Source organism: Escherichia sp. KTE52, assembly GCF_000408325.1.
In the GTDB taxonomy this organism is placed as follows: Bacteria; Pseudomonadota; Gammaproteobacteria; order Enterobacterales; family Enterobacteriaceae; genus Escherichia; species Escherichia marmotae.
In genome coordinates, this window is the sequence record NZ_KE138677.1 from 563994 (window position 1) to 588598 (window position 24605).

General features: G+C 49.8%; 21 protein-coding genes. 12 read left to right on the top strand and 9 right to left on the bottom strand.

Features of this window, described 5'->3' with window-relative positions; translation table 11 throughout:
* Position 1 precedes the first annotated feature (1 nt).
* Positions 2 to 1090: a sugar kinase gene (locus A1SC_RS14425; RefSeq protein ID WP_001064961.1), complete on the top strand. Its 1089-nt coding sequence runs from the start codon at positions 2 to 4 to the stop codon at positions 1088 to 1090.
* 106 nt (positions 1091 to 1196) lie between these two features.
* On the opposite strand, the gene A1SC_RS14420 is transcribed toward A1SC_RS14425, so the two are convergent.
* Both A1SC_RS14420 and rihB read right to left on the bottom strand, forming a co-directional pair.
* Entirely contained in the window at positions 1197 to 2447 is a 1251-nt protein-coding gene (locus A1SC_RS14420) for a NupC/NupG family nucleoside CNT transporter (protein WP_000382959.1), read from the bottom strand.
* 99 nt (positions 2448 to 2546) lie between these two features.
* Positions 2547 to 3488 (bottom strand): ribosylpyrimidine nucleosidase, encoded by a 942-nt coding sequence (gene rihB, locus A1SC_RS14415; RefSeq protein WP_000415437.1) that lies wholly within the window; start codon positions 3486 to 3488, stop codon positions 2547 to 2549.
* A 129-nt stretch (positions 3489 to 3617) separates the two neighbouring features.
* On the opposite strand from rihB, the gene A1SC_RS14410 reads away from it, so the two are divergent.
* Positions 3618 to 4316 (top strand): transcriptional regulator YeiL, encoded by a 699-nt coding sequence (locus tag A1SC_RS14410; protein ID WP_016262148.1) that lies wholly within the window; start codon positions 3618 to 3620, stop codon positions 4314 to 4316.
* A 71-nt stretch (positions 4317 to 4387) separates the two neighbouring features.
* On the opposite strand, the gene A1SC_RS14405 is transcribed toward A1SC_RS14410, so the two are convergent.
* The 6 genes from A1SC_RS14405 to fruB all read right to left on the bottom strand — a co-directional run bounded on the left by A1SC_RS14405 (position 4388) and on the right by fruB (position 11798).
* Positions 4388 to 5638, bottom strand: coding sequence for a NupC/NupG family nucleoside CNT transporter (locus A1SC_RS14405; protein WP_001516715.1), 1251 nt, complete (start codon positions 5636 to 5638; stop codon positions 4388 to 4390).
* A 92-nt stretch (positions 5639 to 5730) separates the two neighbouring features.
* The gene (gene psuG, locus A1SC_RS14400) at positions 5731 to 6669 is read right to left on the bottom strand and encodes a pseudouridine-5'-phosphate glycosidase (protein ID WP_001516716.1); all 939 of its coding nucleotides are present in this window, start codon (positions 6667 to 6669) and stop codon (positions 5731 to 5733) included.
* Positions 6657 to 7598 (bottom strand): pseudouridine kinase, encoded by a 942-nt coding sequence (locus tag A1SC_RS14395; protein WP_001516717.1) that lies wholly within the window; start codon positions 7596 to 7598, stop codon positions 6657 to 6659. Before A1SC_RS14395 ends, psuG begins: the two co-directional genes overlap by 13 nt.
* Before the next feature lie 423 nt (positions 7599 to 8021).
* Positions 8022 to 9713: a PTS fructose transporter subunit IIBC gene (gene fruA, locus A1SC_RS14390; protein WP_001516718.1), complete on the bottom strand. Its 1692-nt coding sequence runs from the start codon at positions 9711 to 9713 to the stop codon at positions 8022 to 8024.
* A 16-nt stretch (positions 9714 to 9729) separates the two neighbouring features.
* Positions 9730 to 10668: a 1-phosphofructokinase gene (fruK, locus tag A1SC_RS14385; RefSeq protein ID WP_001516719.1), complete on the bottom strand. Its 939-nt coding sequence runs from the start codon at positions 10666 to 10668 to the stop codon at positions 9730 to 9732.
* Positions 10668 to 11798 carry a fused PTS fructose transporter subunit IIA/HPr protein gene (fruB, locus tag A1SC_RS14380; protein WP_016262149.1) on the bottom strand — a complete coding sequence of 377 codons (1131 nt, stop codon included), beginning with the start codon at positions 11796 to 11798 and terminating at the stop codon, positions 10668 to 10670. Before fruB ends, fruK begins: the two co-directional genes overlap by 1 nt.
* A gap of 367 nt (positions 11799 to 12165) precedes the next feature.
* Between fruB and setB the strand changes: the two genes are divergently transcribed.
* Positions 12166 to 13347 (top strand): sugar efflux transporter SetB, encoded by a 1182-nt coding sequence (gene setB, locus A1SC_RS14375; RefSeq protein ID WP_000551958.1) that lies wholly within the window; start codon positions 12166 to 12168, stop codon positions 13345 to 13347.
* On the opposite strand, the gene A1SC_RS14370 is transcribed toward setB, so the two are convergent.
* A complete protein-coding gene (locus tag A1SC_RS14370) occupies positions 13344 to 13598 on the bottom strand; it encodes a YkgJ family cysteine cluster protein (RefSeq protein ID WP_016262150.1) in 255 nt (84 codons plus the stop codon). The two genes, setB and A1SC_RS14370, sit on opposite strands and share 4 nt — an antisense overlap.
* A gap of 154 nt (positions 13599 to 13752) precedes the next feature.
* Here A1SC_RS14370 and yeiP point away from each other — a divergent pair, with 154 nt between their 5' ends.
* The 9 genes from yeiP to A1SC_RS14325 all read left to right on the top strand — a co-directional run bounded on the left by yeiP (position 13753) and on the right by A1SC_RS14325 (position 24604).
* On the top strand, positions 13753 to 14325 hold the full coding sequence (gene yeiP / locus A1SC_RS14365; protein ID WP_001136827.1) for an elongation factor P-like protein YeiP: 573 nt from the start codon (positions 13753 to 13755) through the stop codon (positions 14323 to 14325).
* A 221-nt stretch (positions 14326 to 14546) separates the two neighbouring features.
* On the top strand, positions 14547 to 16013 hold the full coding sequence (locus tag A1SC_RS14360; protein ID WP_016262151.1) for a mannitol dehydrogenase family protein: 1467 nt from the start codon (positions 14547 to 14549) through the stop codon (positions 16011 to 16013).
* Positions 16014 to 16131: 118 nt separating this feature from the next.
* Complete coding sequence (gene yeiR, locus A1SC_RS14355) at positions 16132 to 17118, top strand: zinc-binding GTPase YeiR (RefSeq protein WP_016262152.1); 987 nt, start codon at positions 16132 to 16134, stop codon at positions 17116 to 17118.
* A 38-nt stretch (positions 17119 to 17156) separates the two neighbouring features.
* Positions 17157 to 17861, top strand: a complete 705-nt coding sequence (locus A1SC_RS14350; protein WP_016262153.1) for a phosphatase PAP2 family protein — start codon at positions 17157 to 17159, stop codon at positions 17859 to 17861.
* Positions 17862 to 18282: 421 nt separating this feature from the next.
* Positions 18283 to 18849, top strand: coding sequence for a bifunctional murein DD-endopeptidase/murein LD-carboxypeptidase (gene mepS, locus A1SC_RS14345; RefSeq protein ID WP_000241011.1), 567 nt, complete (start codon positions 18283 to 18285; stop codon positions 18847 to 18849).
* Between the two features lie 182 nt (positions 18850 to 19031).
* Entirely contained in the window at positions 19032 to 20588 is a 1557-nt protein-coding gene (locus A1SC_RS14340; protein ID WP_000470617.1) for a cyclic di-GMP phosphodiesterase, read from the top strand.
* Positions 20589 to 20669: 81 nt separating this feature from the next.
* Positions 20670 to 22484: an extracellular solute-binding protein gene (locus A1SC_RS14335; RefSeq protein ID WP_016262154.1), complete on the top strand. Its 1815-nt coding sequence runs from the start codon at positions 20670 to 20672 to the stop codon at positions 22482 to 22484.
* Entirely contained in the window at positions 22485 to 23579 is a 1095-nt protein-coding gene (locus A1SC_RS14330; RefSeq protein ID WP_016262155.1) for a microcin C ABC transporter permease YejB, read from the top strand.
* Complete coding sequence (locus tag A1SC_RS14325) at positions 23579 to 24604, top strand: ABC transporter permease (RefSeq protein ID WP_016262156.1); 1026 nt, start codon at positions 23579 to 23581, stop codon at positions 24602 to 24604. Before A1SC_RS14330 ends, A1SC_RS14325 begins: the two co-directional genes overlap by 1 nt.
* Position 24605 lies beyond the last annotated feature (1 nt).

The window sequence follows — 24605 nt, forward strand, 5'->3', positions numbered from 1 at the left end:
AATGAATAACCGGGAGAAGGAGATCCTTGCAATTTTGCGGCGTAACCCGCTGATCCAGCAGAATGAAATTGCTGATATGCTGCAAATCAGCCGTTCGCGCGTAGCGGCGCATATTATGGATTTAATGCGCAAAGGCCTGATTAAAGGCAAAGGTTACATTCTCACCGAGCAGGAATACTGTGTGGTGGTGGGGACAATCAATATGGATATTCGCGGGATGGCGGATATCCGTTATCCGCAAGCGGCCTCTAATCCCGGTACAATTCATTGCTCGGCTGGCGGCGTCGGGCGCAATATCGCCCACAATCTGGCACTACTGGGCCGTGACGTGCATTTACTCTCGGTGATTGGCGATGACTTTTATGGCGAAATGCTCTTAGAAGAGACGCGCCGTGCCGGAGTGAATGTCTCAGGCTGCGTTCGTTTACACGGTCAAAGTACGTCAACGTATCTCGCGATTGCCAATCAAGACGATGAAACCGTGCTGGCGATAAACGATACCCATCTTCTGGATCAATTGACGCCGCAATTACTGAACGGGTCGCGTGATTTACTTCGCCATGCGGGCGTGGTACTGGCTGATTGTAACCTGACTGCTGAGGCGCTGGAGTGGGTCTTTACCCTTGCCGATGAAATTCCGGTGTTTGTCGATACCGTTTCGGAATTTAAAGCAGGAAAAATCAAACACTGGCTGGCACATATTCACACCCTGAAACCGACTTTGCAGGAACTGGAAATTTTATGGGGACAGGCGATCACCAGCGATGCTGACCGTAATGCCGCAGTGAATGCGTTGCATCAGCAAGGTGTTCAGCAACTGTTTGTTTATTTGCCCGATGAGTCAGTTTATTGCAGCGAAAAGGATGGCGAGCAATTTTTACTGACTGCACCAAAACATACGACGGTAGACAGTTTTGGCGCCGACGATGGTTTTATGGCGGGACTGGTGTATAGCTTTCTGGAAGGAAGCAGTTTTCGCGATAGCGCCCGTTTTGCGATGGCCTGCGCGGCAATTTCGCGCGCCAGCGGCAACATAAACAACCCTACTCTGTCTGCCGATAACGCGCTTTCATTAGTGCCAATGGTGTAACAATGTTGCCGGATGCGACGCTTGACGCGTCTTATCCGGCCTACAAATCAGGCAATTTCAGCAAGTAAATGTAGGCCTGATAAGCTTGCGCATCAGGCAATGACACTCAAGCGAAACCAATAAAGAACCCGGCAATGGTCGCACTCATCAGGTTGGAGAGCGTCGCCGCCGCCAGCGCCCGTAAACCAAGTTGGGCGATTTCCGGCGCACGGTGCGGCGCAACCGCAGAAAATGCCCCAACCACCACGCCGATAGAACCAAAGTTAGCGAAACCGCACAGCGCAAAAGAAATAATCGCTACGGTTTTAGCATCCAGAGTGCCTGCGGTTTGCAAATACGGTGAGAAACTCAGGTAAGCGACAAATTCGTTAATCGCCAGTTTCTGCCCAATCAAACTTCCCGCAAGGTTGGCATCACTCCAGTCAACCCCCATCACCCACGCCAGCGGAGCCAGCAGGTAACCTAAAATGGACTCCAGCGAGGCATTTTCAAAACCAAACCAACCGCTAACACCGCCGATAATACCGTTAATCAACGCAATGATGGCGACAAATGCCATCACCACAGTCGCTACACCTGCGGCGATTTTCAGCCCGGTCATTGCCCCTGTAGCAGCGGCTTCAATAATGCTTTTTGGCGGTGTTTCGGTGAAAGAGAGGTTATTAAAGGAAACTTGCGAAGATTCCGTAGCCGGGCTTAACAAGCGAGCAAACAAGATCCCGCCGGGGATCGCCATTAACGATGCCGCCAGCAGATATTCCACTGGCACGCCCAGTGCAGCGTACCCAATCATCGTCGAACCGGCAATTGAGGCCATGCCACTACAAATCGCCGTAAATAATTCATTGCGATTCAGACGATCAATAAATGGCTTCACGATCGCCGGAATTTCGTTTTGCCCGAGGAAAATGGTGGTGACAGCAACAAATGACTCAATCTTGCTGATATGTAAAGCTTTCTGGAATATACCGCCAAGAATACGAATTAAGATCCCCATCACGCCAATGTAGTAAAGAATACTCACCAGTGCAGTAACGAAGATAATTGCCGGTAATACCCTGAAACCAAAGATAAATCCTGCGCCATCAAACAGGGTGTCCATTTTCGGCCCAACCAGAGAACCGAAGATGAAGGCACTACCCGCATCGCTGTACGCCATCACTTTATGGACACCAAAAGCGACCTTTTCTGCAACCCAACGTCCAGGCGGAAGCCAAAGCATAATACCGCCAATCACGACCTGTAATACCAGCGCCGCGCCGACGGTTCTCAGGCTGATCTTCTTCTTATTCACCGACAGCAAAAACGCAATCGTCAGCAATACCACCATTCCCAGAACACTTCTCATGACATCCATAGTTATTATCTCTTCATGTCATTTTGGGCGACGGCTTTCTGCCCATTATAAATAGCCGGGCTTGCACCTTGCGATACAGGCCCGACTTGCTATCAACACTTAATGGGTTTTGATGTAGCCGCGAACGCATTCTTCGACTAATCCCCAGAACCAGTCGGTATCAATTGTGATGCCGACTTTGGTATTAGCGGGCTTACCGAGAACACCCAGTTCGTCGCAGACGGTACGCCCGTAACAAGGGCCGCTGTTGACGTCTACTTCGACATACATTTCCTGGGTTTTAATGCCATCAGGGTTAATCAGATAGCCAATGCAGGTGGCGTCATGCACCGGGCCACCAGCCAGACCATAATTTTCGAACTGAGTTTTGAGGGTGAAATTCATGATGTCACTGAACAGTTCACCGGCAGGGCCACCTGCCCTTTCCATCCGCGCAATCACATCCGGGGTGCAAACGGTCTGGTTAGTGAGATCGAGGCCCATCATCACCAACGGAACGCCGGAGGTGAACACTACGCGTGCGGCTTCCGGATCAGCAAAGATGTTGAACTCGGCAGACGGCGTAAAGTTACCTGTACCGTAAGCGCCGCCCATTAGCACAATTTCACGGATTTTCGGCAGAATTGCAGGCTGCATCCGCATTGCCACCGCGATGTTTGAAAGTGGACCAACCGGCACCAGAGTGATATCGCCATCGCTTGCCATCAGGGTATCGATGATGTATTTCACCGCATGGGTGCTTTCAGCTTTACGGGTCAGCGGCTCGAATACCGGGCCATCCAGTCCGGTTTCACCGTGAATATTATCGGCAACGATTTGTTTGCGCATAATCGGCTGCGGCATCCCCGCATAAACCGGAACATTAATCTCCAGTTTCTGACAAACATTCAGACCATTAATTAATGTCTTATTGAGGGTTTGATTACCGGCCACAATGGTAATACCTAATAAATCAATCGCCGGATGTTTCGCTGCCATCATTATTGCAATAGCGTCATCATGACCCGGATCACAATCCAGGATAATTTTTCTTTTTTCCATTGTTTATTCCCTCTGTTTCAAGTTGCGTTATTTTTTCTACAGCAAAGAAAATTCAATCGGGCCGATAATTGAATCTTAACAACAGCGTACGTATGCTAAATATGAGAAATCTCATAGCGGGTAAACATCGTGAAAGAAATCCACAATAATGATCTTAAGCAGCAATTAATTGACGAATCCGCATTTAAGGTGTGCTTTGCAACGGATGTTTCAGTGGACACGCGGCTGTTTCATTTTTTAGCGCGTGACTACATTGTGCAGGAAGGACAACAACCGTCATGGCTGTTTTACCTGACGCGAGGCCGCGCCAGACTCTACGCCACGCTTGCTAATGGTCGGGTGTCGCTGTTCGATTTCTTTGCCGCACCCTGTTTTATTGGCGAGATTGAGTTAATCGATAAAGACCATAAACCGCGCGCGGTGCAGGCTATTGAAGAGTGTTGGTGTATTGCGCTTCCCATGAAAAATTACCGTCCGCTGTTATTAAACGACACACTATTTTTACGAAAACTCTGCGTCACCTTAAGCCATAAAAATTATCGCAATATTGTTTCTTTAACGCAGAATCAATCATTTCCGTTAGTGAATCGCCTGGCCGCATTTATATTACTCTCGCAGGAAGGTGATCTTTATCACGAAAAGCATACCCAGGCGGCAGAGTATCTGGGTGTTTCTTATCGACACCTGTTATATGTTCTCGCACAATTCATTCACGATGGTTTATTAATTAAAAATAAGAAAGGATATTTAATTAAAAACAGAAAGCAGTTGTTAGAGCTGGCGCGGGAGATGGACCCGGAGAATAAACTCTCCGGGATGATGCAGTAAAAATTATTTGAATGCTGCGTGATTGCCGGATGCGACGCTTGATGCGTATTATCCGGCCTACGAATCGAGCATTACGCCAGACCAATAAAGAACCCGGCAATTGTCGCACTCATCAGGTTGGAGAGCGTCGCGGCTGCCAGCGCCCGTAAACCAAGCTGAGCGATTTCGGGCGCACGTTTTGGCGAAATAGCCGAGAACGCCCCAACGACAACACCGATAGAGCCGAAGTTAGCAAAACCACAAAGCGCAAAGGAGATAATCGCCACGGTCTTCACGTCCAGCGTGCCGCCCGTTTGCAGATAGGGCGAGAAACTCAGGTAAGCGACAAATTCATTAATCGCCAGTTTCTGCCCAATCAAACTCCCCGCAAGGTTGGCATCACTCCAGTCAACCCCCATGATCCACGCCAGCGGTGCCAGCACATAGCCAAAAATACTTTCCAGAGAGGCATTGGCAAAACCAAACCAGCCGCCAATACCGCCGATAATGCCATTGATCAGCGCAATAATTGCGACAAATGCCATTACTACCGTCGCCACACCTGCGGCGATTTTCAACCCGGTCATCGCACCGTTCGCCGCCGCTTCGATAAAGCTTTTTGGCGGCGTCTCGCTGAATGACAGGTTTTCAAATGTCACCTGCGAAGATTCCGTCGCCGGGCTAAGAATACGCGCAAACAAGATCCCGCCAGGGATAGCCATCAGCGATGCTGCTAACAGATAGTCAATCGGCACGCCCATTCCGGCATAACCAATCATCATCGAACCGGCAATAGATGCCATGCCGCTACAAATTGCGGTAAACAACTCGTTGCGATTCATGCGATCAATAAACGGTTTAACGATCGCCGGGATCTCATTTTGCCCGAGGAAAATAGTGGTAACCGCAACAAATGATTCGATTTTGCTGATGTTGAGGGCTTTCTGAAAAATACTACCAAGAATACGGATCAGCAGTCCCATCACACCAATGTAGTACAGCAAACTGATGAGTGCGGTAACGAAAATAATCGCCGGAAGTACGCGAAAGGCGAAAATAAAGCCTGCGCCATCAAACAGGACATCCATTTTCGGCCCCACCAGCGAGCCAAAAATGAAGGCGCTGCCGGCGTCACTGTAGGACATGACTTTATGTACGCCTAACGCCGCCTGCTCTACCGCCCATTTTCCCGGCGGAAAATAGAGCATAATGCCGCCAATGGCGATTTGCAGCAGCAGCGCGGCACCTACGGTGCGTAAACTGATGCTTTTTTTATTCACTGACAACAAAAACGCGATTGCCAGCAATACCACCATCCCCACAACACTTCTCATTATATCCATAATGATTTCCCTTCATGCCAGTAAACCCGGCGTCAACGCCAGGTTTCGGTATGTATGATAAGTACGGGCGACGGCTTTCTGCCCGTCAGAAATTAACCCACGAGACGTTGATATTCTTTGGCAATTTCGCTCGCCAGAATGGCATTGTTAAACACCAACTGGATGTTAGATTTCAGGCTATCGCCGCCGGTCAGTTCAGCAACTCGCGCCAGCAGGAACGGCGTACTCTCTTTACCGATTACACCTTGCTCTTCAGCTTCGGCAACGGCCTGATCAATTGCAGCGTTAATACTTTCTTCCGGCATCGCAAACTGTTCCGGGATCGGGTTCGCCACCACCAGGCCACCGTTCAGACCACTTTGCCATTTCACCGCCATCGCACGGGCAATTTCGCTGGCGCTATCGAGACGGATGCTGACCTCAAACGGACTGGTGCGGCAGAAAAATGCCGGTAATGCTTTGGTCTGATAACCAATTAACGGCACACCGAAGGTTTCTAAATATTCGGTGGTTAAACCTAAATCGAGAATAGATTTCGCTCCGGCACAAACCACGGTAACATTGGTATGCGCCAATTCCTGTAAATCGGCAGAAATATCGAATGTCTGTTCCGCGCCACGATGTACCCCACCAATACCGCCGGTGGCAAATACCTTAATTCCGGCAAGCGCCGCAATAATCATGGTTGAAGCAACAGTAGTAGCGCCATTTTTTCCGGCCGCAACAACAAAAGGTAAATCGCGACGGCTAACTTTGGTTACGTTATGTCCTTCACGCCCCAGTAATTCAATTTCTTCTTTGCTTAAGCCTACTTTCATCACACCGCCAATAATAGCGATAGTGGCTGGTACGGCTCCCTGTTGACGAATAGTTTCTTCTACTTCAATTGCAGTCTGGGCATTTTGTGGAAACGGCATACCGTGAGAAATAATGGTCGACTCCAGCGCCACAACCGGTTTTTTGTTTTTTAAAGCATCCTGCACTTCCGGGGAAATCTGTAATAACTCCGGGGAAATTTTTAATTCAGACATTCTGCGTTCTCCACTAACGATATAACGTTGGCAACCGATAAATCAGGGTTATTGGTGTATTCACAGGAGAGCGCCATTGACGAACATCCCTGTGCAAAACGAACGGATTCGGCAAACGGCATCCCGTCGACCCAGCACGAAGCAAGTCCCGCCATCATGGCATCGCCCGCTCCGGTAACATTGACGACATTGGTTTTAATCGGCGCAGACCAGCCGCTTTCACCGCGGATATCGCTGTAATAAACACCGTCACCGCCCATGCTCAGAACCAGTCGGTTCAGGCCATTTTGATGGAACCAGGCGGCAACTTTCGCCACATCTTCACGCCCCGAAAGGGCAATACCGCTCAGGGTTTCCGCTTCCAGACGGTTTGGCTTCAGTGTATGGATCTGCTTTAACCGTTCGCGTACTTTGACGCATTTCCATGCTGAAACAGGATCGACAAATACAGGTGCGTCGGCGGCGTTATCCAGGAGCCAGATCAGCGCCTCTTCACTGATATTACAGTCTGCGACAATGACCTTTGCCCCTTGAATAAAATCACGGTGCTGTGAGAGGAACTCCGCTGAAATACAGTTGCTAATATTCATATCATTTATAGCAACCAGCATTTCGCCGGTATTATCGAGTAGAGATAAATAACTTGAGGTATTTTCCCCTGGCACAATAAGGCATTTATCGACATAAACACCGGACTGATTAGTTTGTGTCAGGAGCGATTGACCATAAAAATCACTTCCTACGGCGCTCAGTAGCCAGGATTTTTTCCCCAGCAACGCCAGGTTTTGTGAAATATTGCGCCCTACGCCACCGGGGGTAAATTTTATTTTCCCAGGATTTGAATCCGCATAATTTAATGATCCATGTGAATATCCGGCGACATCAATATTAGCCGAACCTATAATTACGACATATTCCTTTTCGCGCATAGCACGTCCTCTGGTAAAAAATTACCAACCCTGTCAATCCACAAGAATATAGGTACTGCAAAGACCGTTTAAACATATGTTCATATTTAAACATGTGCTCATAGTATGCTTGTTTTACTTAAAGTAAATTACTGCCAGAGGGGCAAAATGAGCAGATTTGAGCAGGCTCACAAAACTCTATTATTGGCGGTTTTAGAAAAAGCGAAGAAATTGTGAAGTAATGCACAGAACTGAAACAATAAAAAAGGGCAGAAATTAATCTGCCCTTGAGAAAATGACGTTGCTGTTTGATGAGAGGTTCAGGTTTCTATTTGAAGTAAAAACCATTTAAATTCATAGAATTAATTTCAAACACTTTTCACTTATCTTGCGGTCATCAACGGATACAGGGCAGAAAATTCCTGCCCTGCAGTTCACGTTTTATTATGCTGTTTTCGCTACAGCGTCCACTTCCGGACGTTTCAGGAAAGCATAGGCCAAACCTGCCACCAGCGTACCGGCAATGATTGCCACCAGGTATCCCAGAACCGGCGTAATTGCGCCAGGGATCAGCAGAACAAACAGACCACCGTGCGGTGCCATCAGTTTCGCACCAATCGCCATAGAGATTGCACCAGTCAGCGCCCCACCAACGATACAGCACGGCAGTACTCGCATCGGATCGCGGGCGGCAAACGGAATTGCACCTTCAGAAATAAAGCACAGTCCCAGAACCAGAGCCGCTTTACCGCCTTCCTGCTGCGCTTTGTCGAATTTGCGACGTGCCACCATCGTAGCCAGCCCCATTGCCAGCGGTGGCACCATACCTGCCGCCATAATCGCCGCCATCGGGCCATAGGTTTGAGTACTCAGCAGACCCACACCAAACGCGTACGCCGCTTTGTTTACCGGACCGCCCATGTCAGTACACATCATTCCACCGAGGATTGCACCCAGCAGAACCGCATTCGCAGTCCCCATAGTTTGCAGCCAGTGGGTCAGGCCTTCGAGGATGCCAGCAACCGGTTTACCGATCAGGTAGATCATCGCCAGACCCACCACCAGACTGGAAACTAGCGGAATGATCAGAATCGGTTTTAGCGCCTCCATACTCTGTGGCAGTTTCAGTTGCGTACTGATTAACTTCGCAATGTAACCGGCCAGGAAACCCGCAATAATACCGCCAATGAAGCCAGAACCGGTGCTGACCGCCAGCATACCGCCAATCAGACCCGGAGTAAGCCCCGGACGATCGGCAATAGAGAAGGCAATATAACCCGCCAGTACCGGAACCATCAGCGCAAAAGCTGAACCGCCGCCAATCTGCATCAGCGCCGCAGCAAGCGTCCCTTGCTCTTTAAATGCTTCAATACCAAACGCAAAAGAAAGCGCGATACACAGACCGCCAGCAACCACCATCGGCAACATGTAAGAAACGCCCGTCAACAGGTGACGATACGCGCCTGCACTCTCTTTCTTAGCTTCAGAGCTTGCCGTTTGGGCTTTACCTGCTGGCTCATAAGGCGTCGCTTCAGCAACCGCTTTATCCAGCTCCTGCGCCGTTTTCTTCAGCGCCAGTCCGGTAGAAGTGCGGTACATGGGTTTACCGGCAAATTTTGCCAGATCGACTTCAATGTCTGCCGCCACAATCACCAAATCCGCTGCCGCCACTTCTTCAGGCGTGATGGCATTCCCCGCACCAACAGAGCCACGGGTTTCAACTTTCACCCACCAACCGCGTTTTTTCGCTTCAGTTTCAATAGCTTCAGCCGCCATAAAGGTGTGTGCCACGCCGGTTGGGCAAGCAGTAACCGCAACCACGCGTTTCGGACCGCTGGCTGCAACCGGTGCTGTAGCAGCTACCGGCGCAGTGTAAGGTTTCGCATGGCCTTTGGCTTCGCTCAGGAACAGCTCCGGATGCGCGACGGCCCGGGAAATATCGCCCAGCCAGACATTTTTACCGTTCAGCGCGCTATCGTTCGGGATGGAATCACCAAGAACAATCGCCATTTCAGCGTCGTTAGGATTATCGATGATTTCCAGTTTTGCTTTTCGCGCCGCCGCGCCCAGCAGGGTCTTCGCCATATAGGCGCGTGCCTGACCGAGATTAGCGTCAATAATCAGCAGCGTTTTCATTATGCCTCTCCTGCTGTCAGTTAAAAGGTTGTAAGTCGACGCGCGCCATCATTGCGGCCAACTGCGGACGATCGGTAATACCTACATTACTTTGACTTACCGCCAGGGCTGCAACAGCCGTCGCCAGACGCAGTGTGTGTTCACTGGATTCACGCATTAGCAAGCCATAAATCAGGCCACCAACCATAGAATCCCCTGCACCAACGGTGCTTACGACATCGACTGCCGGTGGTTTGGCGATCCATTCGCCGGAGGCATTAACCCAAAGCGCGCCTTCGGCACCCAGTGAAATTACAACATGCGCGATACCTTGTTCACGTAGCGCATGTGCAGCTTCAATGACATCTTTCATTTCAGGCAGTTTACGACCCGCCCAGATTTCCAACTCACGGCGGTTAGGTTTCACCAGCCATGGTGCCGCTTTCAAACCAGCCACTAACGCTTCACGGCTACTATCAAAGATAATGCAAGGACACTGACTACGCAGACGAGTCATCCAGTCGGTGAATGCTTCCGGGCTGACACCTGACGGTAAACTACCGCTGACACAGACCATATCGAACTGACCAAGCCAGCTTAAAGAATCCGTCACAAAGCGTTCCCAGTCGGCTGGAGTAACTTCGAAACCAGAGAAGTTGAGATCGGTGACTTCACCGTCTTTTTCTGTCAGCTTGACGTTAATGCGGGTACGCCCCTGGACAACCTGGAAACGGTTGGCAATGCCCAGCTCGCTGAACAGTTGCTGAAAACCGTCCTGATTGTCTTTGCCGAGGAAGCCGCCAACGGTGACATCAATCCCCAGGTCTTTTAAAACTTTGGCCACGTTGATGCCTTTACCCGCTGCATGCAGACCGGTGGTTTTCACCAGGTTCACTTCGCCGCGTTCAATTTCCGGGCAGAAACCGACAAGGTCATAGGCCGGATTGAGGGTGATCGTAGCAACACGTCTGCTCATTACGCGCCCTCCCCAAGACCGGCGGCGATGGCGTCGCCAATGGCTTTCAGCGCCTGTTCAGCATCTGCTCCCTGGGCGGTAAAGCGTAGGCGATGACCTTTCTTAACGCCAAGTGCTACAACTTTCATTAGACTACGTCCATTTGCCGGTTTGCCGGTGCCATCAAGGTTTGTCACGGTAATATCACTGTTAAATTGTTTAATGGTATTGACCAGCATGGTGCCTGGGCGGGCATGCAGGCCGTGTTCATTGCGCACCACAAACTCCGCGCTTAACACGTCGTCGGTCGGCACATCATCGCTGGTCAGCAGCGCCAGCAACGTTGCTGCATCAGCTTTCAACAGACGTTCAGTCTTATTGTCGATCAGCAGGTCGCTCAGACGCTTAAGTACCGCGACTGGCTGATCGTCATTCATCGCCACACTCACCAGCATGGCTGCCGTTTCGCCTTCAACATCAAAAGCATTTGCCGCACGGCTTACCGCAATGGCGCTGCGCAGGTTGCCTTCGGCACTATCGTTCAGCCAGATCCCCTGCCCGAGGTTCAACGGCTGTTCATTGATGGCTTTGGTAACAAAAGCGGTATCAACCGCGCCCGCTTCTTTCAGACGAGCAGCATTCAGCGCCTGAAGAGTCAGCAAATCGCTGGCGACGATATCCAGCGTCAGCATTTCGTTATCAAGCTTCAACTGTTCACTCTGCTTTTCGCCCATCAGCAGTGCGCGCAGTTCTTCTGCAGTGGTGGCTGATTTCAGTTGTTCAGCAACGGAATCATCGCTCAGGACGTGCGTCAGTTGACGCAACAGCCCCAGATGTTCATCCGAGCTGGCGGCAATACCGATAGCAACATACGCCACCTGACCTTCACCCCATGTCACGCCTTCCGGGAACTGAAACACCTGAACGCCGGTTTTCAGTACCTGATCGCGGGTGTCGGTGGTGCCGTGTGGAATAGCAATACCATTGCCGAGGAACGTTGAGGTTTGCTGTTCGCGCGCCAGCATGCCATTGACGTAGCCTTCAGCGACATTACCGGCCTGCACCAGCGCCGCAGCGACCTGGCGAATCGCCTCTTCTTTGTCTCCGGCCTTTTCGCCCGGATGGATGTCCTGTACGGATAACTGGAACATAGTTCTCCTCTCTTGCTGAATTGAAACGATTCAGCTTCTATGAGAAAAAAAGCGCTAACCTGGCTTAGGGTTAAAGACAAGATCGCGCTGAAACGTTTCAAGAAAGCATAATACTTCTGTTTCAGCACGCAAGGGATGGCGCTAAATTATGTACAAAAGTTTGATGTGCTGCACATTTTTTTGCCGATAATCTGAATCGCTGATGGCGAAATTTGTTATCAACATGATCATTTCAGCAGCGTCAGCAAAGGTTCAACAAGAGTGAAATAGCATTTTGATTATTCATGGCGAGTTTGATTTCACTGACTGTTTATTTTCTGACAAGCGGCGTAAACTCCGCGTCTTCATCTTTCAGTGATCGACCAGCATGCATAATTCCCCCGCAGTCTCCAGCGCGAAATCGTTTGACCTGACATCAACGGCATTCTTAATTGTTGCCTTTCTCACCGGCATTGCAGGCGCTCTGCAAACCCCAACGCTCAGTATTTTTCTTACCGATGAGGTACACGCCCGCCCGGCAATGGTGGGATTCTTCTTTACCGGCAGCGCCGTCATCGGGATTCTGGTCAGCCAGTTTCTCGCCGGGCGCTCCGATAAGCGCGGCGATCGTAAATCACTGATTGTCTTTTGCTGCCTGTTAGGCGTGCTGGCCTGCACCCTTTTCGCCTGGAATCGCAACTACTTCATCCTGTTGTTTGTCGGCGTTTTTCTTAGCAGCTTTGGCTCTACCGCCAACCCGCAGATGTTTGCTCTTGCCCGTGAACATGCCGATAAAACCGGGCGTGAAGCAGTGATGTTCAGCTCTTTTTTGCGCGCCCAGGTTTCACTGGCATGGGTCATCGGCCCGCCGCTGGCTTATGCCTTAGCGATGGGTTTCAGCTTTACGGTGATGTATCTCAGCGCGGCGGTAGCGTTTATTGTTTGCGGCGTGATGGTGTGGCTGTTTTTACCGTCGATGCAAAAAGAGGTTCCTCTGGCGACCGGCACGGTTGAAGCACCGCGGCGTAACCGTCGCGATACGCTATTGCTGTTTGTCATTTGTACGTTGATGTGGGGTTCAAATAGCCTGTACATCATCAACATGCCGCTATTTATTATTAACGAACTACATCTTCCAGAAAAACTGGCGGGTGTGATGATGGGGACCGCCGCCGGGCTGGAAATCCCGACGATGTTAATTGCCGGTTATTTTGCCAAACGTCTGGGTAAGCGGTTCTTGATGCGCGTAGCAGCCGTGGGTGGCATCTGTTTTTACGCAGGTATGCTGATGGCACATTCACCTGTCATTCTGTTGGGCTTACAGATGCTGAATGCTATTTTTATCGGTATTCTTGGCGGTATTGGGATGCTCTATTTTCAGGATCTGATGCCCGGCCAGGCGGGTTCAGCAACCACGCTCTATACCAATACATCACGTGTGGGCTGGATTATCGCCGGTTCAGTAGCCGGAATAGTCGCAGAGATCTGGAATTATCATGCAGTGTTCTGGTTTGCGATGGTGATGATTATCGCCACCCTGTTCTGCTTACTGCGGATTAAAGATGTTTAAGGCGCGGTCAGTATTTCCAGATCGATAAGCCAGGTCATTGCCTGCTGACGCGTGTCGCCGCACATTTCTGCACTGGCTTGTAAGCCTGCGCAGACTCTCGGGCGCAGTGGCGAGGTAAAAATTTTACAGCGTTGCTGTTCATCGAGCTGAATGCAGGGTGTATTGGCGGGCTTGCCATCTGGCATACCCGGAATAGGGCTGGAGATTGAGGGGGCGGTACAACACGCCCCGCAATCCGGACGGCATTCCATACATTGTTCTCTTCAGGTTAACCACCGGATTGATGAGCGCGCACAGTACCACCTTTTTTGCACCAGCAAAAGTGCGAATACCTCTTGCCTGAAATGGCCGTCGCGAGTAGTTTGTCGCGATATTTTTGACATTTTCGACTACAGGAATTTTTCGATGCCAAGAGCGAACGAAATTAAAAAAGGTATGGTTCTGAATTACAACGGCAAATTGCTGCTGGTTAAGGATATTGATATTCAGTCCCCCACTGCCCGCGGTGCCGCTACGCTGTACAAAATGCGCTTTTCTGATGTCCGTACCGGGCTGAAAGTAGAAGAGCGTTTCAAAGGTGATGATATCGTTGACACCGTGACGCTGACCCGCCGCTATGTTGACTTCTCCTACGTTGATGGCAACGAATATGTCTTTATGGATAAAGAAGACTATACGCCGTATACCTTCACGAAAGATCAGATTGAAGAAGAACTGCTGTTTATGCCGGAAGGCGGTATGCCTGACATGCAGGTTTTGACCTGGGACGGCCAACTGCTGGCACTTGAACTGCCGCAGACCGTTGATCTGGAAATCGTTGAAACCGCACCAGGCATTAAAGGTGCTTCTGCCAGCGCACGTAACAAACCGGCAACATTAAGCACCGGTCTGGTGATTCAGGTGCCAGAATACTTAAGCCCGGGCGAAAAAATCCGTATCCATATCGAAGAACGCCGTTACATGGGGCGTGCTGACTAACTTCAGCCACATTCAAAAAGGGACTGCTCAGGCTGTCCCTTTTTTAATTTATTATACCAATCTGCTATTTTGTGCTTACTGAACGCCTTCCGCCCGTAAAATTTACTCGTTGATTGATCGCCCTCACACTTCATTGCATTAACAATCCAGACCAATTTCAATTGCTGTCATATAACTTTACACTGCCATTGTTAATTAATCGTTACTGAGACGTGACCTCTATGAATACTATTGCCTCCGTTACGCACCCCCATCACGTACACACTCCATGCTACGATCGCCAGCAATTGAAATCCCGTATCGTTCATTTTGGCTTTGGAGCCTTTCACCGCGCACATCAGGCATTATTAACCGATCGTGTGCTGAATGCGCAGGGTGGCGACTGGGGAATTTGTGAAATCAGCCTGTTCAGCGGTGAGCAATTGATGAGCCAGCTTCGCGCACAAGACCATTTATACACTGTGTTAGAGAAAGGTGCAGACGGCAATCAGGCGATTATTGTCGGTGCCGTTCACGAATGCCTGAATGCAAAACTGGATTCATTAGCAGCGATTATTGAGAAATTTTGCGAACCGCAGGTGGCGATAGTTTCCCTGACGATTACCGAAAAGGGGTATTGCATCGACCCGGCCACCGGCACGCTCGACACCAGCAATTCGCGCATTATTCACGATCTACAAACGCCGGAAGAACCTCATTCCGCACCAGGCATTCTTGTCGAAGCACTGAAACGCCGCCGTGAACGCGGCCTTGCGCCATTTACCGTGCTCTCCTGCGACAATATTCCCGACAATGGCCATGTGGTGAAAAATGCGGTGTTGGGAATGGCAGAAAAACGCTCACCAGAACTCACCGAATGGATAAAAGAACACGTCAGCTTTCCGGGAACGATGGTTGATCGCATTGTTCCGGCAGCAACCGACGAATCGCTGGCAGAAATTAGCCAGCATCTGGCCGTCAATGATCCCTGTGCGATTAGCTGCGAACCGTTTATCCAGTGGGTAGTGGAAGATCACTTCGTTGCAGGACGTCCAGCCTGGGAAGTCGCAGGTGTACAACTGGTGGATGATGTTTTGCCCTGGGAGGAGATGAAACTGCGCATGCTTAATGGCAGCCACTCTTTTCTCGCTTATCTGGGTTATCTCGCAGGGTTTGCCCATATCAGTGATTGCATGCATGACCGCGCATTTCGCCATGCCGCCAGAACGTTAATGCTGGATGAGCAAGCGCCGACGCTACGGATTAAAAATGTCGATTTGACGCAATATGCGGATAAGTTAATTGAACGTTTTGCCAATCCCGCACTGAAACATAAAACCTGGCAAATCGCGATGGATGGCAGTCAGAAATTACCGCAACGCATGCTGGCGAGCATTCGCATTCATCTGGCGCGCGAAACAAACTGGCCGTTACTGGCGTTAGGAGTCGCAGGCTGGATGCGCTATGTGAGCGGCGTTGATGATGCCGGAAATGCCATTGATGTTCGCGATCCGCTCAGCGATAAAATTCGCGATCTGGTTGCGGAAAGTAGCAGTGAACAACGCGTTAGCGCCCTGCTTTCTCTGCGTGAAGTTTTCGGTGATGACCTGCCCAATAACCCGCATTTTGTGCAGACAATCAAAAATGCCTGGCAACAAATAGCGCAGTTTGGAGCGCATCAGGCACTGTTAAATACCCTCAAAATTTAACGATTTCTGCGGTTAAGGTGGACGGAGGCATGCTTCGTCCGCTCCTTCTCTTCTCTTTTCCAGCTTTTTTAGCCAGGATTAACGCACAGTTAACTAATCTGATTATTGCGGAGCCGTTGTGACCAGGACCAACCTCATCACCGGTTTTCTCGGCAGCGGGAAAACGACGTCAATTCTTCATCTATTAGCCCACAAAGATCCGCAAGAAAAATGGGCGGTGCTGGTTAATGAATTTGGTGAAGTCGGGATAGATGGTGCTTTGCTCGCTGACAGCGGTGCATTACTAAAAGAGATCCCCGGCGGCTGCATGTGCTGCGTTAATGGCTTACCGATGCAGGTGGGGCTGAATACCTTACTGCGCCAGGGAAAACCAGCCCGCTTGCTGATAGAGCCTACAGGGCTGGGCCATCCAAAACAGATCCTCGATCTGTTAACCGCTCCGGTTTATGAACCGTGGATCGATCTGCGCGCCACGTTATGTATTCTCGATCCTCGCCTGCTGCTGGATGAAAAAAGCGTCAATAATGAAAATTTCCGTGACCAGTTGGCTGCCGCAGACATTATTGTCGCCAATAAATCCGACCGAGCGACGTCCGAAAGCGAGCAAGCGTTGCAACGCTGGTGGCAACAAAATGGTGGCGATCGGCAATTAATTCACAGCGAACATGGGCAAATTGATGGTCATCTTCTGGATTTACCCCGTCGCAATTTAATCAAATTACCCGCCAGCGCCGCCCATTCACATCAGCATACCGTGAAAAAAGGGTTAGCCGCGTTAAGCCTGCCAGAGCATCAGCGCTGGCGTCGCAGTCTCAACAGCGGACAAGGGCATCAGGCCTGCGGTTGGATATTCGATGCTGATACGGTGTTCGACACCGTTGGCATTCTGGAATGGGCGCGGCTTGCACCAGTGGAACGCGTGAAAGGCGTGATGCGTATTCCTGAAGGACTGGTGCGAATCAACCGTCAGGGCGATGACTTGCACATTGAAACGCAAAACGTGGCACCACCGGACAGTCGCGTTGAGCTGATTTCCAGCAGCGAAACTGACTGGAATGCCTTACAGAGCGCGCTGTTGAAGCTTCGTTTAGTGACCAACGCGTAAGGTTGCTTGCGTTTTTCAGTAAGATGATTAGAGAAAATATGATTAAAAATTTGCCGCAAATAGCGTTGTTAAACGTTGTCGGCCTCGCGCAGTTTCTTTCCTGGTACATTCCCGTCAATCATGGATTCTGGTTGCCGATTGACGCGGATATTTTCTATTTTTTTAATCAGAAACTGGTCGAAAGCAAGGCTTTTTTATGGCTGGTCGCATTGACCAATAATCGCGCTTTTGACGGCTGTTCACTGCTGACAATGGGACTGCTGATGCTGAGTTTCTGGCTGAAAGAAAACGCCTCCGGCAGACGCCATATCATGATTATCGGTCTCGTCATGCTGTTAACCGCAGTGGTATTAAACCAGTTGGGCCAGGCATTAATTCCGGTAAAGCGAGCCAGCCCGACATTAACATTTGCGAATATTAACCGCGTCAGCGAACTGTTATCTGTGCCAACAAAAGATGCCTCGCGAGATAGTTTTCCTGGCGATCATGGCATGATGTTGCTTATTTTTTCTGCATTCATGTGGCGTTATTTCGGAAAAGTCGCAGGCGTCATCGCCCTTATTATTTTTGTGGTATTTGCATTTCCCAGAGTGATGATTGGCGCACACTGGTTTACCGATATCATTGTCGGTTCCCTGACTGTGATATTGATTGGTTTGCCCTGGTGGTTGATGACGCCATTAAGTGATCGATTAATCACCTTCTTTGACAAATCATTGCCAGGAAAAAGAAAACATTCCTAAAACAAATAACTCACAGTAATTAACATCATCAGGTTTATTTTCATAGACCGGATAATCCTGATGATGCACTGCGTTGCTTTCGTTCATCGAGTAAAATAGTCATTCTCTAACTAAATGAATGGATTGCATGCTTTTTGCTCAATCGTTCTTTAATTGACCAATCCCGGTTATTAACTTTCTGTATCACTTTTTCTTATAAAAAATCATGTAAAACCCCTCGCCAAGACCGCGCCAATCGGGTAATCTCGAACTCGTTTTGCCTCGGCGGTAAATTACCCTCACAGCATATAATTTTGTGCGTTAGTCCACAGATTTGGCCTTAGGGAATTGTTTCAACATGCCCAGGTAATTAGTCTCGTCTCGCTTGGCATTTTTTTATAACGATATTTGTCGTTAAGGACTTCAAGGGAAAACAAACAACATGGTCAAATCTCAACCGATTTTGAGATATATCTTGCGCGGCATTCCCGCGATTGCAGTAGCGGTTCTGCTTTCTGCATGTAGTGCAAACAACACCGCAAAGAATATGCATCCTGAGACACGTGCAGTGGGTAGTGAAACATCATCACTGCAAGCTTCTCAGGATGAATTTGAAAACCTGGTTCGTAATGTCGACGTAAAATCGCGAATTATGGATCAGTATGCTGACTGGAAAGGCGTGCGTTATCGTCTGGGCGGCAGCACCAAAAAAGGTATCGATTGTTCTGGTTTCGTACAGCGTACATTCCGCGAACAATTTGGCTTAGAACTCCCTCGTTCAACTTATGAACAACAGGAAATGGGCAAGTCAGTTTCCCGCAGTAATTTGCGTACAGGTGACTTAGTTCTGTTCCGTGCCGGTTCAACGGGACGCCATGTCGGTATTTATATCGGCAATAATCAGTTCGTTCATGCTTCCACCAGCAGTGGTGTTATTATTTCCAGCATGAATGAGCCGTACTGGAAAAAGCGTTACAACGAAGCACGTCGGGTTCTTAGTCGCAGCTAATAAACCGTTTGGATGCAATCCCTTGGCTATCCTGACGAGTTAACTGAAGGCACTGCTTAAGCAGTGCTTTTTTATTTTCATCCATTATAGAAAATGATGTTTCCATGCCTTGATCCAGGCTATAGTCCCGTCATTCTCTTCTACTTCAGCGTTATCGTAATCTCAGGAATATTAACGGAACTATGTTCATACGCGCTCCCTCTTCCGGACGTAAGATCCTGCTTACCTGCATTATTGCGGGCGTGATGATCGCGATACTTGTCAGTTGCCTTCAGTTTTTAGTGGCCTGGCATAAACATGAAGTCAAATACGACACCTTGATTACCGACGTACAAAAATATCTCGACACCTATTTCACCGAGCTGAAGTCCACTACTGATCACCTCCAGCCACTCACCTTAGATACCTGTCAGCAAGCCAACCCTGAACTGACTGCACGTGCGGCATTCAGTATGAATGTACGAACGTTTGTGCTGGTAAAGGATAAAAAGAGTTTCTGTTCTTCTGCGACTGGTGAGATGGACATTCCGCTCAATGAACTGATTCCGGCGCTCGACATTAGTAAAAATATTGATATGGCAATGTTGCCTGGCACACCGATGGTGCCCAACAAACCCACGATCGTCATCTGGTATCGCAATCCTTTATTAAAAAATAGCGGCGTTTTTGCAGCATTGAACCTGAACCTGACGCCGTATCTTCTCTATAGCTCTCACCAGCAAGATTTCGATGGTATAGCACTCATTATTGGTAATACTGCGATATCGACCTTTACGCCGCATTTGATGAACGTCCGCGAGTTAACCGGCACGCCGGTACGTGAAACCAAAATCGCAGGCATTCCGCTGACTGTTCGACTTTATGCTAACGACTGGACATGGAGTGATGTGTGGTACGCGTTTTTACTGGGTGGAATGAGTGGAACTGTCGTTGGCCTGCTCTGCTATTACCTGATGAGCGTGCGTATGCGCCCTGGCAGAGAGATTATGATGGCCATCAAGCGTGAGCAGTTTTACGTGGTGTATCAACCGGTGGTTGATACACAAACGCTGCGGGTAACGGGTCTGGAAGTGTTACTGCGCTGGCGTCATCCGGTAGTGGGTGAAATCCCCCCGGATGCCTTCATTCATTATGCCGAATCGCAAAAGATGATTGTGCCACTGACCCAGCACCTGTTTGAGCTGATTGCTCGTGACGCGGCAGAATTACACAACGTACTGCCGGTGGGCGTAAAGTTTGGTATTAACATTGCGCCGGACCATTTGCACAACGAGAGCTTTAAAGCCGATATACATCGACTGCTTGCCTCCCTGCCCGCTCACCATTTCCAGATTGTGCTGGAAATTACCGAGCGCGATATGTTGAAAGAACATGAAGCGTCACAACTCTTCGCATGGCTGCATTCTGTCGGCGTGGAAATTGCCATTGATGACTTCGGCACCGGACACAGCGCGCTTATCTATTTGGAACGTTTCACGCTCGATTACCTGAAAATTGACCGCGGTTTCATCAATGCCATAGGTACGGAAACGGTCACCTCACCAGTGCTTGACGCGGTGCTGACGCTGGCGAAGCGTCTCAATATGCTGACAGTTGCTGAAGGGGTTGAAACGCCGGAACAGGCACGCTGGTTACGCGAACGTGGTGTTAATTTCCTGCAAGGTTACTGGATTAGTCGCCCTCTGCCGTTGGATGATTTTATCCGCTGGTTGGAGAAACCGCATACGCCGCAGTGGTAAGGAGTGCTTGTGTCCCTTATTATTCATAGAGAAAGCATGCCGGATTGCGGCTAATGATGAGTAAAAGGAAATCCATTGCAGATGATTGTGCGCATACTGCTGGTGTTTATCACCCTGTTCACCTTCGGTGTGCAGGCGCAGGCTATTAAGGAAAGCTATGCCTTTGCAGTACTGGGAGAACCCAGATATGCCTTTAATTTCAACAACTTTGATTATGTTAATCCTGCCGCGCCAAAAGGCGGGCAGATAACGTTATCCTCCATTGGCACCTTCGATAATTTCAACCGCTATGCACTACGCGGAAACCCCGGTGCACGTACCGAGCAGTTGTACGACACACTATTTACCACCTCCGATGACGAGCCGGGTAGTTATTACCCGCTAATTGCCGAAAGCGCGCGCTATGCCGACGATTATTCCTGGGTTGAAGTTGCTATTAATCCGCGCGCCCGTTTTCATGATGGTTCGCCCATTACTGCCCGCGATGTTGAGTTCACTTTTCAAAAGTTTATGACTGAAGGCGTGCCGCAATTTCGCCTGGTATACAAAGGCACCACAGTTAAAGCCATTGCGCCGTTAACCGTGCGCATCGAATTAGCTAAACCCGGCAAAGAAGATATGCTTAGCCTGTTTTCACTGCCGGTATTTCCAGAAAAATACTGGAAGGGTCACAAACTGAGCGACCCGCTTGCTACGCCTCCACTTGCCAGTGGTCCGTATCGCATTACGGCCTGGAAAATGGGGCAAAATATTGTCTATTCCCGCGTGAAAGATTACTGGGCGGCAAACTTACCGGTAAACCGTGGACGCTGGAATTTCGACACCATTCGCTACGATTATTACCTTGACGATAACGTCGCTTTTGAAGCATTTAAAGCTGGTGCCTTTGATTTGCGCATGGAAAACGACGCCAAAAACTGGGCCACGCGCTATACCGGTAAAAATTTCGACAAAAAATACATTATCAAAGATGAGCAAAAGAACGAATCAGCCCAGGATACACGCTGGCTGGCGTTTAATATTCAGCGCCCGGTATTCAACGATCGCCGGGTTAGGGAAGCCATCACCCTCGCCTTCGACTTTGAATGGATGAACAAGGCCTTGTTTTACAATGCCTGGAGTCGCACTAACAGCTATTTTCAGAATACCGAATACGCTGCCAGAAATTACCCCGACGCTGCGGAACTGGTGCTGTTGGCACCAATGAAAAAAGATCTACCGCCAGAGGTGTTCACACAAATCTACCAGCCGCCAGAATCCAAAGGCGATGGCTACGACCGTGATAATCTGTTAAAAGCCGACAAACTTCTCAACGAAGCAGGCTGGGTACTGAAGGGTCAGCAACGCGTTAACGCTACGACGGGTCAGCTTCTCAGCTTTGAATTATTGCTTCCAGCCAGCAGTAATAGCCAGTGGGTATTGCCGTTCCAGCACAGCCTGCAACGGCTTGGTATCAACATGGACATTCGCAAGGTGGATAACTCACAAATCACCAACCGAATGCGCAGCCGCGACTATGACATGATGCCACGCGTGTGGCGGGCGATGCCGTGGCCCAGCTCCGATTTACAGATTTCCTGGTCATCGGAATATATCAACTCTACTTATAATGCTCCCGGCGTACAAAGTCCGGTCATCGACTCGCTGATCAACCAAATTATTGCCGCCCAGGGAAATAAAGAAAAATTACTGCCGTTGGGGCGCGCCCTGGATCGCGTATTAACGTGGAATTATTACATGTTGCCGATGTGGTACATGGCGGAAGACCGTCTCGCCTGGTGGGATAAATTCTCCCGCCCGGCAGTGCGTCCCGTTTATAGTCTCGGTATTGATACCTGGTGGTATGACGTCAATAAAGCGGCCAAACTGCCGTCAGCCAGACAACAGGGAGAGTAGATGGGCGCTTACCTGATTCGCCGTCTGTTGCTGGTGATCCCAACGTTATGGGCGATTATCACCATCAACTTTTTTATCGTGCAAATTGCGCCTGGCGGTCCGGTCGACCAGGCCATCGCCGCCATTGAGTTTGGTAATGCCGGAGTATTACCAGGTGCAGGCGGCGAAGGCGTGCGTGCCAGCCATGCACAAACGGGCGTCGGCAACATCAGCGACAGCAACTACCGCGGTGGACGCGGATTGGATCCAGAAGTGATCGCAGAGATCACCCATCGCTACGGTTTCGATAAACCGATCCACGAACGTTACTTCAAAATGCTCCGGGACTACATTTGTTTTGATTTTGGCGACAGCCTGTTTCGTAGCGCCTCAGTGCTGACATTGATTAAAGACAGTCTGCCGGTTTCCATCACCCTCGGATTGTGGAGCACGTTGATTATCTATCTGGTGTCAATTCCGCTGGGTATTCGCAAAGCCGTTTATAACGGTAGTCGCTTTGATGTCTGGAGTAGCACATTTATTATCATCGGCTACGCTATTCCGGCCTTTTTGTTTGCAATCCTGCTGATTGTCTTCTTCGCGGGCGGCAGTTATTTCGACCTGTTCCCTCTGCGCGGCCTGGTTTCCGCTAATTTTGATTCACTACCGTGGTATCAGAAAATCACCGATTATCTGTGGCACATCACGCTACCCGTGCTGGCGACGGTGATTGGCGGCTTTGCGGCGCTCACCATGCTGACAAAAAACGCCTTTCTTGATGAAGTGCGCAAGCAATATGTGGTTACCGCGCGCGCGAAAGGAGTGAGTGAGAAAAACATTCTCTGGAAACATGTGTTCCGCAACGCCATGCTGCTGGTGATTGCCGGTTTTCCAGCGACTTTCATCAGCATGTTTTTCACCGGTTCGCTGTTGATTGAGGTGATGTTTTCACTCAATGGCCTCGGTTTGCTGGGCTATGAAGCGACCGTCTCGCGCGATTATCCGGTGATGTTTGGCACCTTGTATATTTTCACCCTGATTGGCCTGCTCCTGAATATCGTCAGTGATATCAGCTATACACTGGTCGATCCTCGTATTGATTTTGAGGGACGCTAATGCCGCAACTCAGCCCCGTCAATCAGGCCCGTTGGGCGCGTTTTCGTCATAATCGTCGCGGCTACTGGTCGTTATGGATTTTCCTCTTCTTATTCAGTTTGAGTTTGTGTTCTGAACTGATCGCCAACGATAAACCGTTGCTGGTACGTTATGACGGTAGCTGGTATTTCCCGTTGCTGAAAAACTACAGTGAAAGTAATTTTGGCGGCCCGCTGGCAAGCCAGGCGGATTATCAGGATCCGTGGCTAAAACAACGACTGGAGGATAAAGGCTGGGTACTGTGGGCACCGATTCGCTTTGGTGCTACCAGTATCAATTTTGCGACCGATAAACCCTTCCCCTCCCCACCCTCACCACAAAACTGGCTGGGGACGGATGCCAACGGCGGCGATGTGCTGGCGCGTATTCTGTATGGCACACGGATCTCGGTTCTGTTTGGTCTGATGCTGACACTCTGTTCCAGTGTGATGGGCGTGCTGGCGGGGGCGCTGCAAGGTTATTACGGCGGAAAAGTGGATCTCTGGGGGCAGCGCTTCATTGAAGTGTGGTCGGGGATGCCGACGCTGTTTCTGATAATTCTGCTTTCCAGTGTCGTTCAACCTAACTTCTGGTGGCTGCTGGCGATTACCGTCTTGTTTGGCTGGATGAGTCTGGTGGGCGTAGTGCGTGCGGAATTTTTGCGTACCCGTAATTTCGACTACATCCGCGCAGCGCAGGCGCTTGGCGTCAACGATCGCAGTATTATCCTGCGTCATATGTTGCCAAATGCAATGGTCGCTACCCTCACCTTTTTACCGTTTATTTTATGTAGCTCGATCACCACCCTGACCTCGCTCGATTTCCTCGGCTTCGGCTTGCCACTCGGTTCACCATCGCTCGGAGAACTGCTGTTACAAGGGAAAAATAACCTTCAGGCACCGTGGCTTGGGATCACCGCCTTCTTGTCGGTGGCGATATTATTGTCATTGCTGATCTTTATTGGTGAAGCAGTCCGCGACGCATTTGATCCTAATAAGGCGGTGTAGC

Bases quoted from the DNA above. Each gene is read 5' to 3' on its own strand.
- A1SC_RS14425 (WP_001064961.1), top strand. From the start codon at position 2: ATGAATAACCGGGAGAAGGAGATCCTTGCAATTTTGCGGCGTAACCCG.
- A1SC_RS14420 (WP_000382959.1), bottom strand. From the start codon at position 2,447: ATGGATGTCATGAGAAGTGTTCTGGGAATGGTGGTATTGCTGACGATT.
- rihB (WP_000415437.1), bottom strand. From the start codon at position 3,488: ATGGAAAAAAGAAAAATTATCCTGGATTGTGATCCGGGTCATGATGAC.
- A1SC_RS14405 (WP_001516715.1), bottom strand. From the start codon at position 5,638: ATGGATATAATGAGAAGTGTTGTGGGGATGGTGGTATTGCTGGCAATC.
- psuG (WP_001516716.1), bottom strand. From the start codon at position 6,669: ATGTCTGAATTAAAAATTTCCCCGGAGTTATTACAGATTTCCCCGGAA.
- A1SC_RS14395 (WP_001516717.1), bottom strand. From the start codon at position 7,598: ATGCGCGAAAAGGAATATGTCGTAATTATAGGTTCGGCTAATATTGAT.
- fruA (WP_001516718.1), bottom strand. From the start codon at position 9,713: ATGAAAACGCTGCTGATTATTGACGCTAATCTCGGTCAGGCACGCGCC.
- fruK (WP_001516719.1), bottom strand. From the start codon at position 10,668: ATGAGCAGACGTGTTGCTACGATCACCCTCAATCCGGCCTATGACCTT.
- fruB (WP_016262149.1), bottom strand. From the start codon at position 11,798: ATGTTCCAGTTATCCGTACAGGACATCCATCCGGGCGAAAAGGCCGGA.
- setB (WP_000551958.1), top strand. From the start codon at position 12,166: ATGCATAATTCCCCCGCAGTCTCCAGCGCGAAATCGTTTGACCTGACA.
- A1SC_RS14370 (WP_016262150.1), bottom strand. From the start codon at position 13,598: ATGGAATGCCGTCCGGATTGCGGGGCGTGTTGTACCGCCCCCTCAATC.
- yeiP (WP_001136827.1), top strand. From the start codon at position 13,753: ATGCCAAGAGCGAACGAAATTAAAAAAGGTATGGTTCTGAATTACAAC.
- A1SC_RS14360 (WP_016262151.1), top strand. From the start codon at position 14,547: ATGAATACTATTGCCTCCGTTACGCACCCCCATCACGTACACACTCCA.
- A1SC_RS14350 (WP_016262153.1), top strand. From the start codon at position 17,157: ATGATTAAAAATTTGCCGCAAATAGCGTTGTTAAACGTTGTCGGCCTC.
- mepS (WP_000241011.1), top strand. From the start codon at position 18,283: ATGGTCAAATCTCAACCGATTTTGAGATATATCTTGCGCGGCATTCCC.
- A1SC_RS14340 (WP_000470617.1), top strand. From the start codon at position 19,032: ATGTTCATACGCGCTCCCTCTTCCGGACGTAAGATCCTGCTTACCTGC.
- A1SC_RS14335 (WP_016262154.1), top strand. From the start codon at position 20,670: ATGATTGTGCGCATACTGCTGGTGTTTATCACCCTGTTCACCTTCGGT.
- A1SC_RS14330 (WP_016262155.1), top strand. From the start codon at position 22,485: ATGGGCGCTTACCTGATTCGCCGTCTGTTGCTGGTGATCCCAACGTTA.
- A1SC_RS14325 (WP_016262156.1), top strand. From the start codon at position 23,579: ATGCCGCAACTCAGCCCCGTCAATCAGGCCCGTTGGGCGCGTTTTCGT.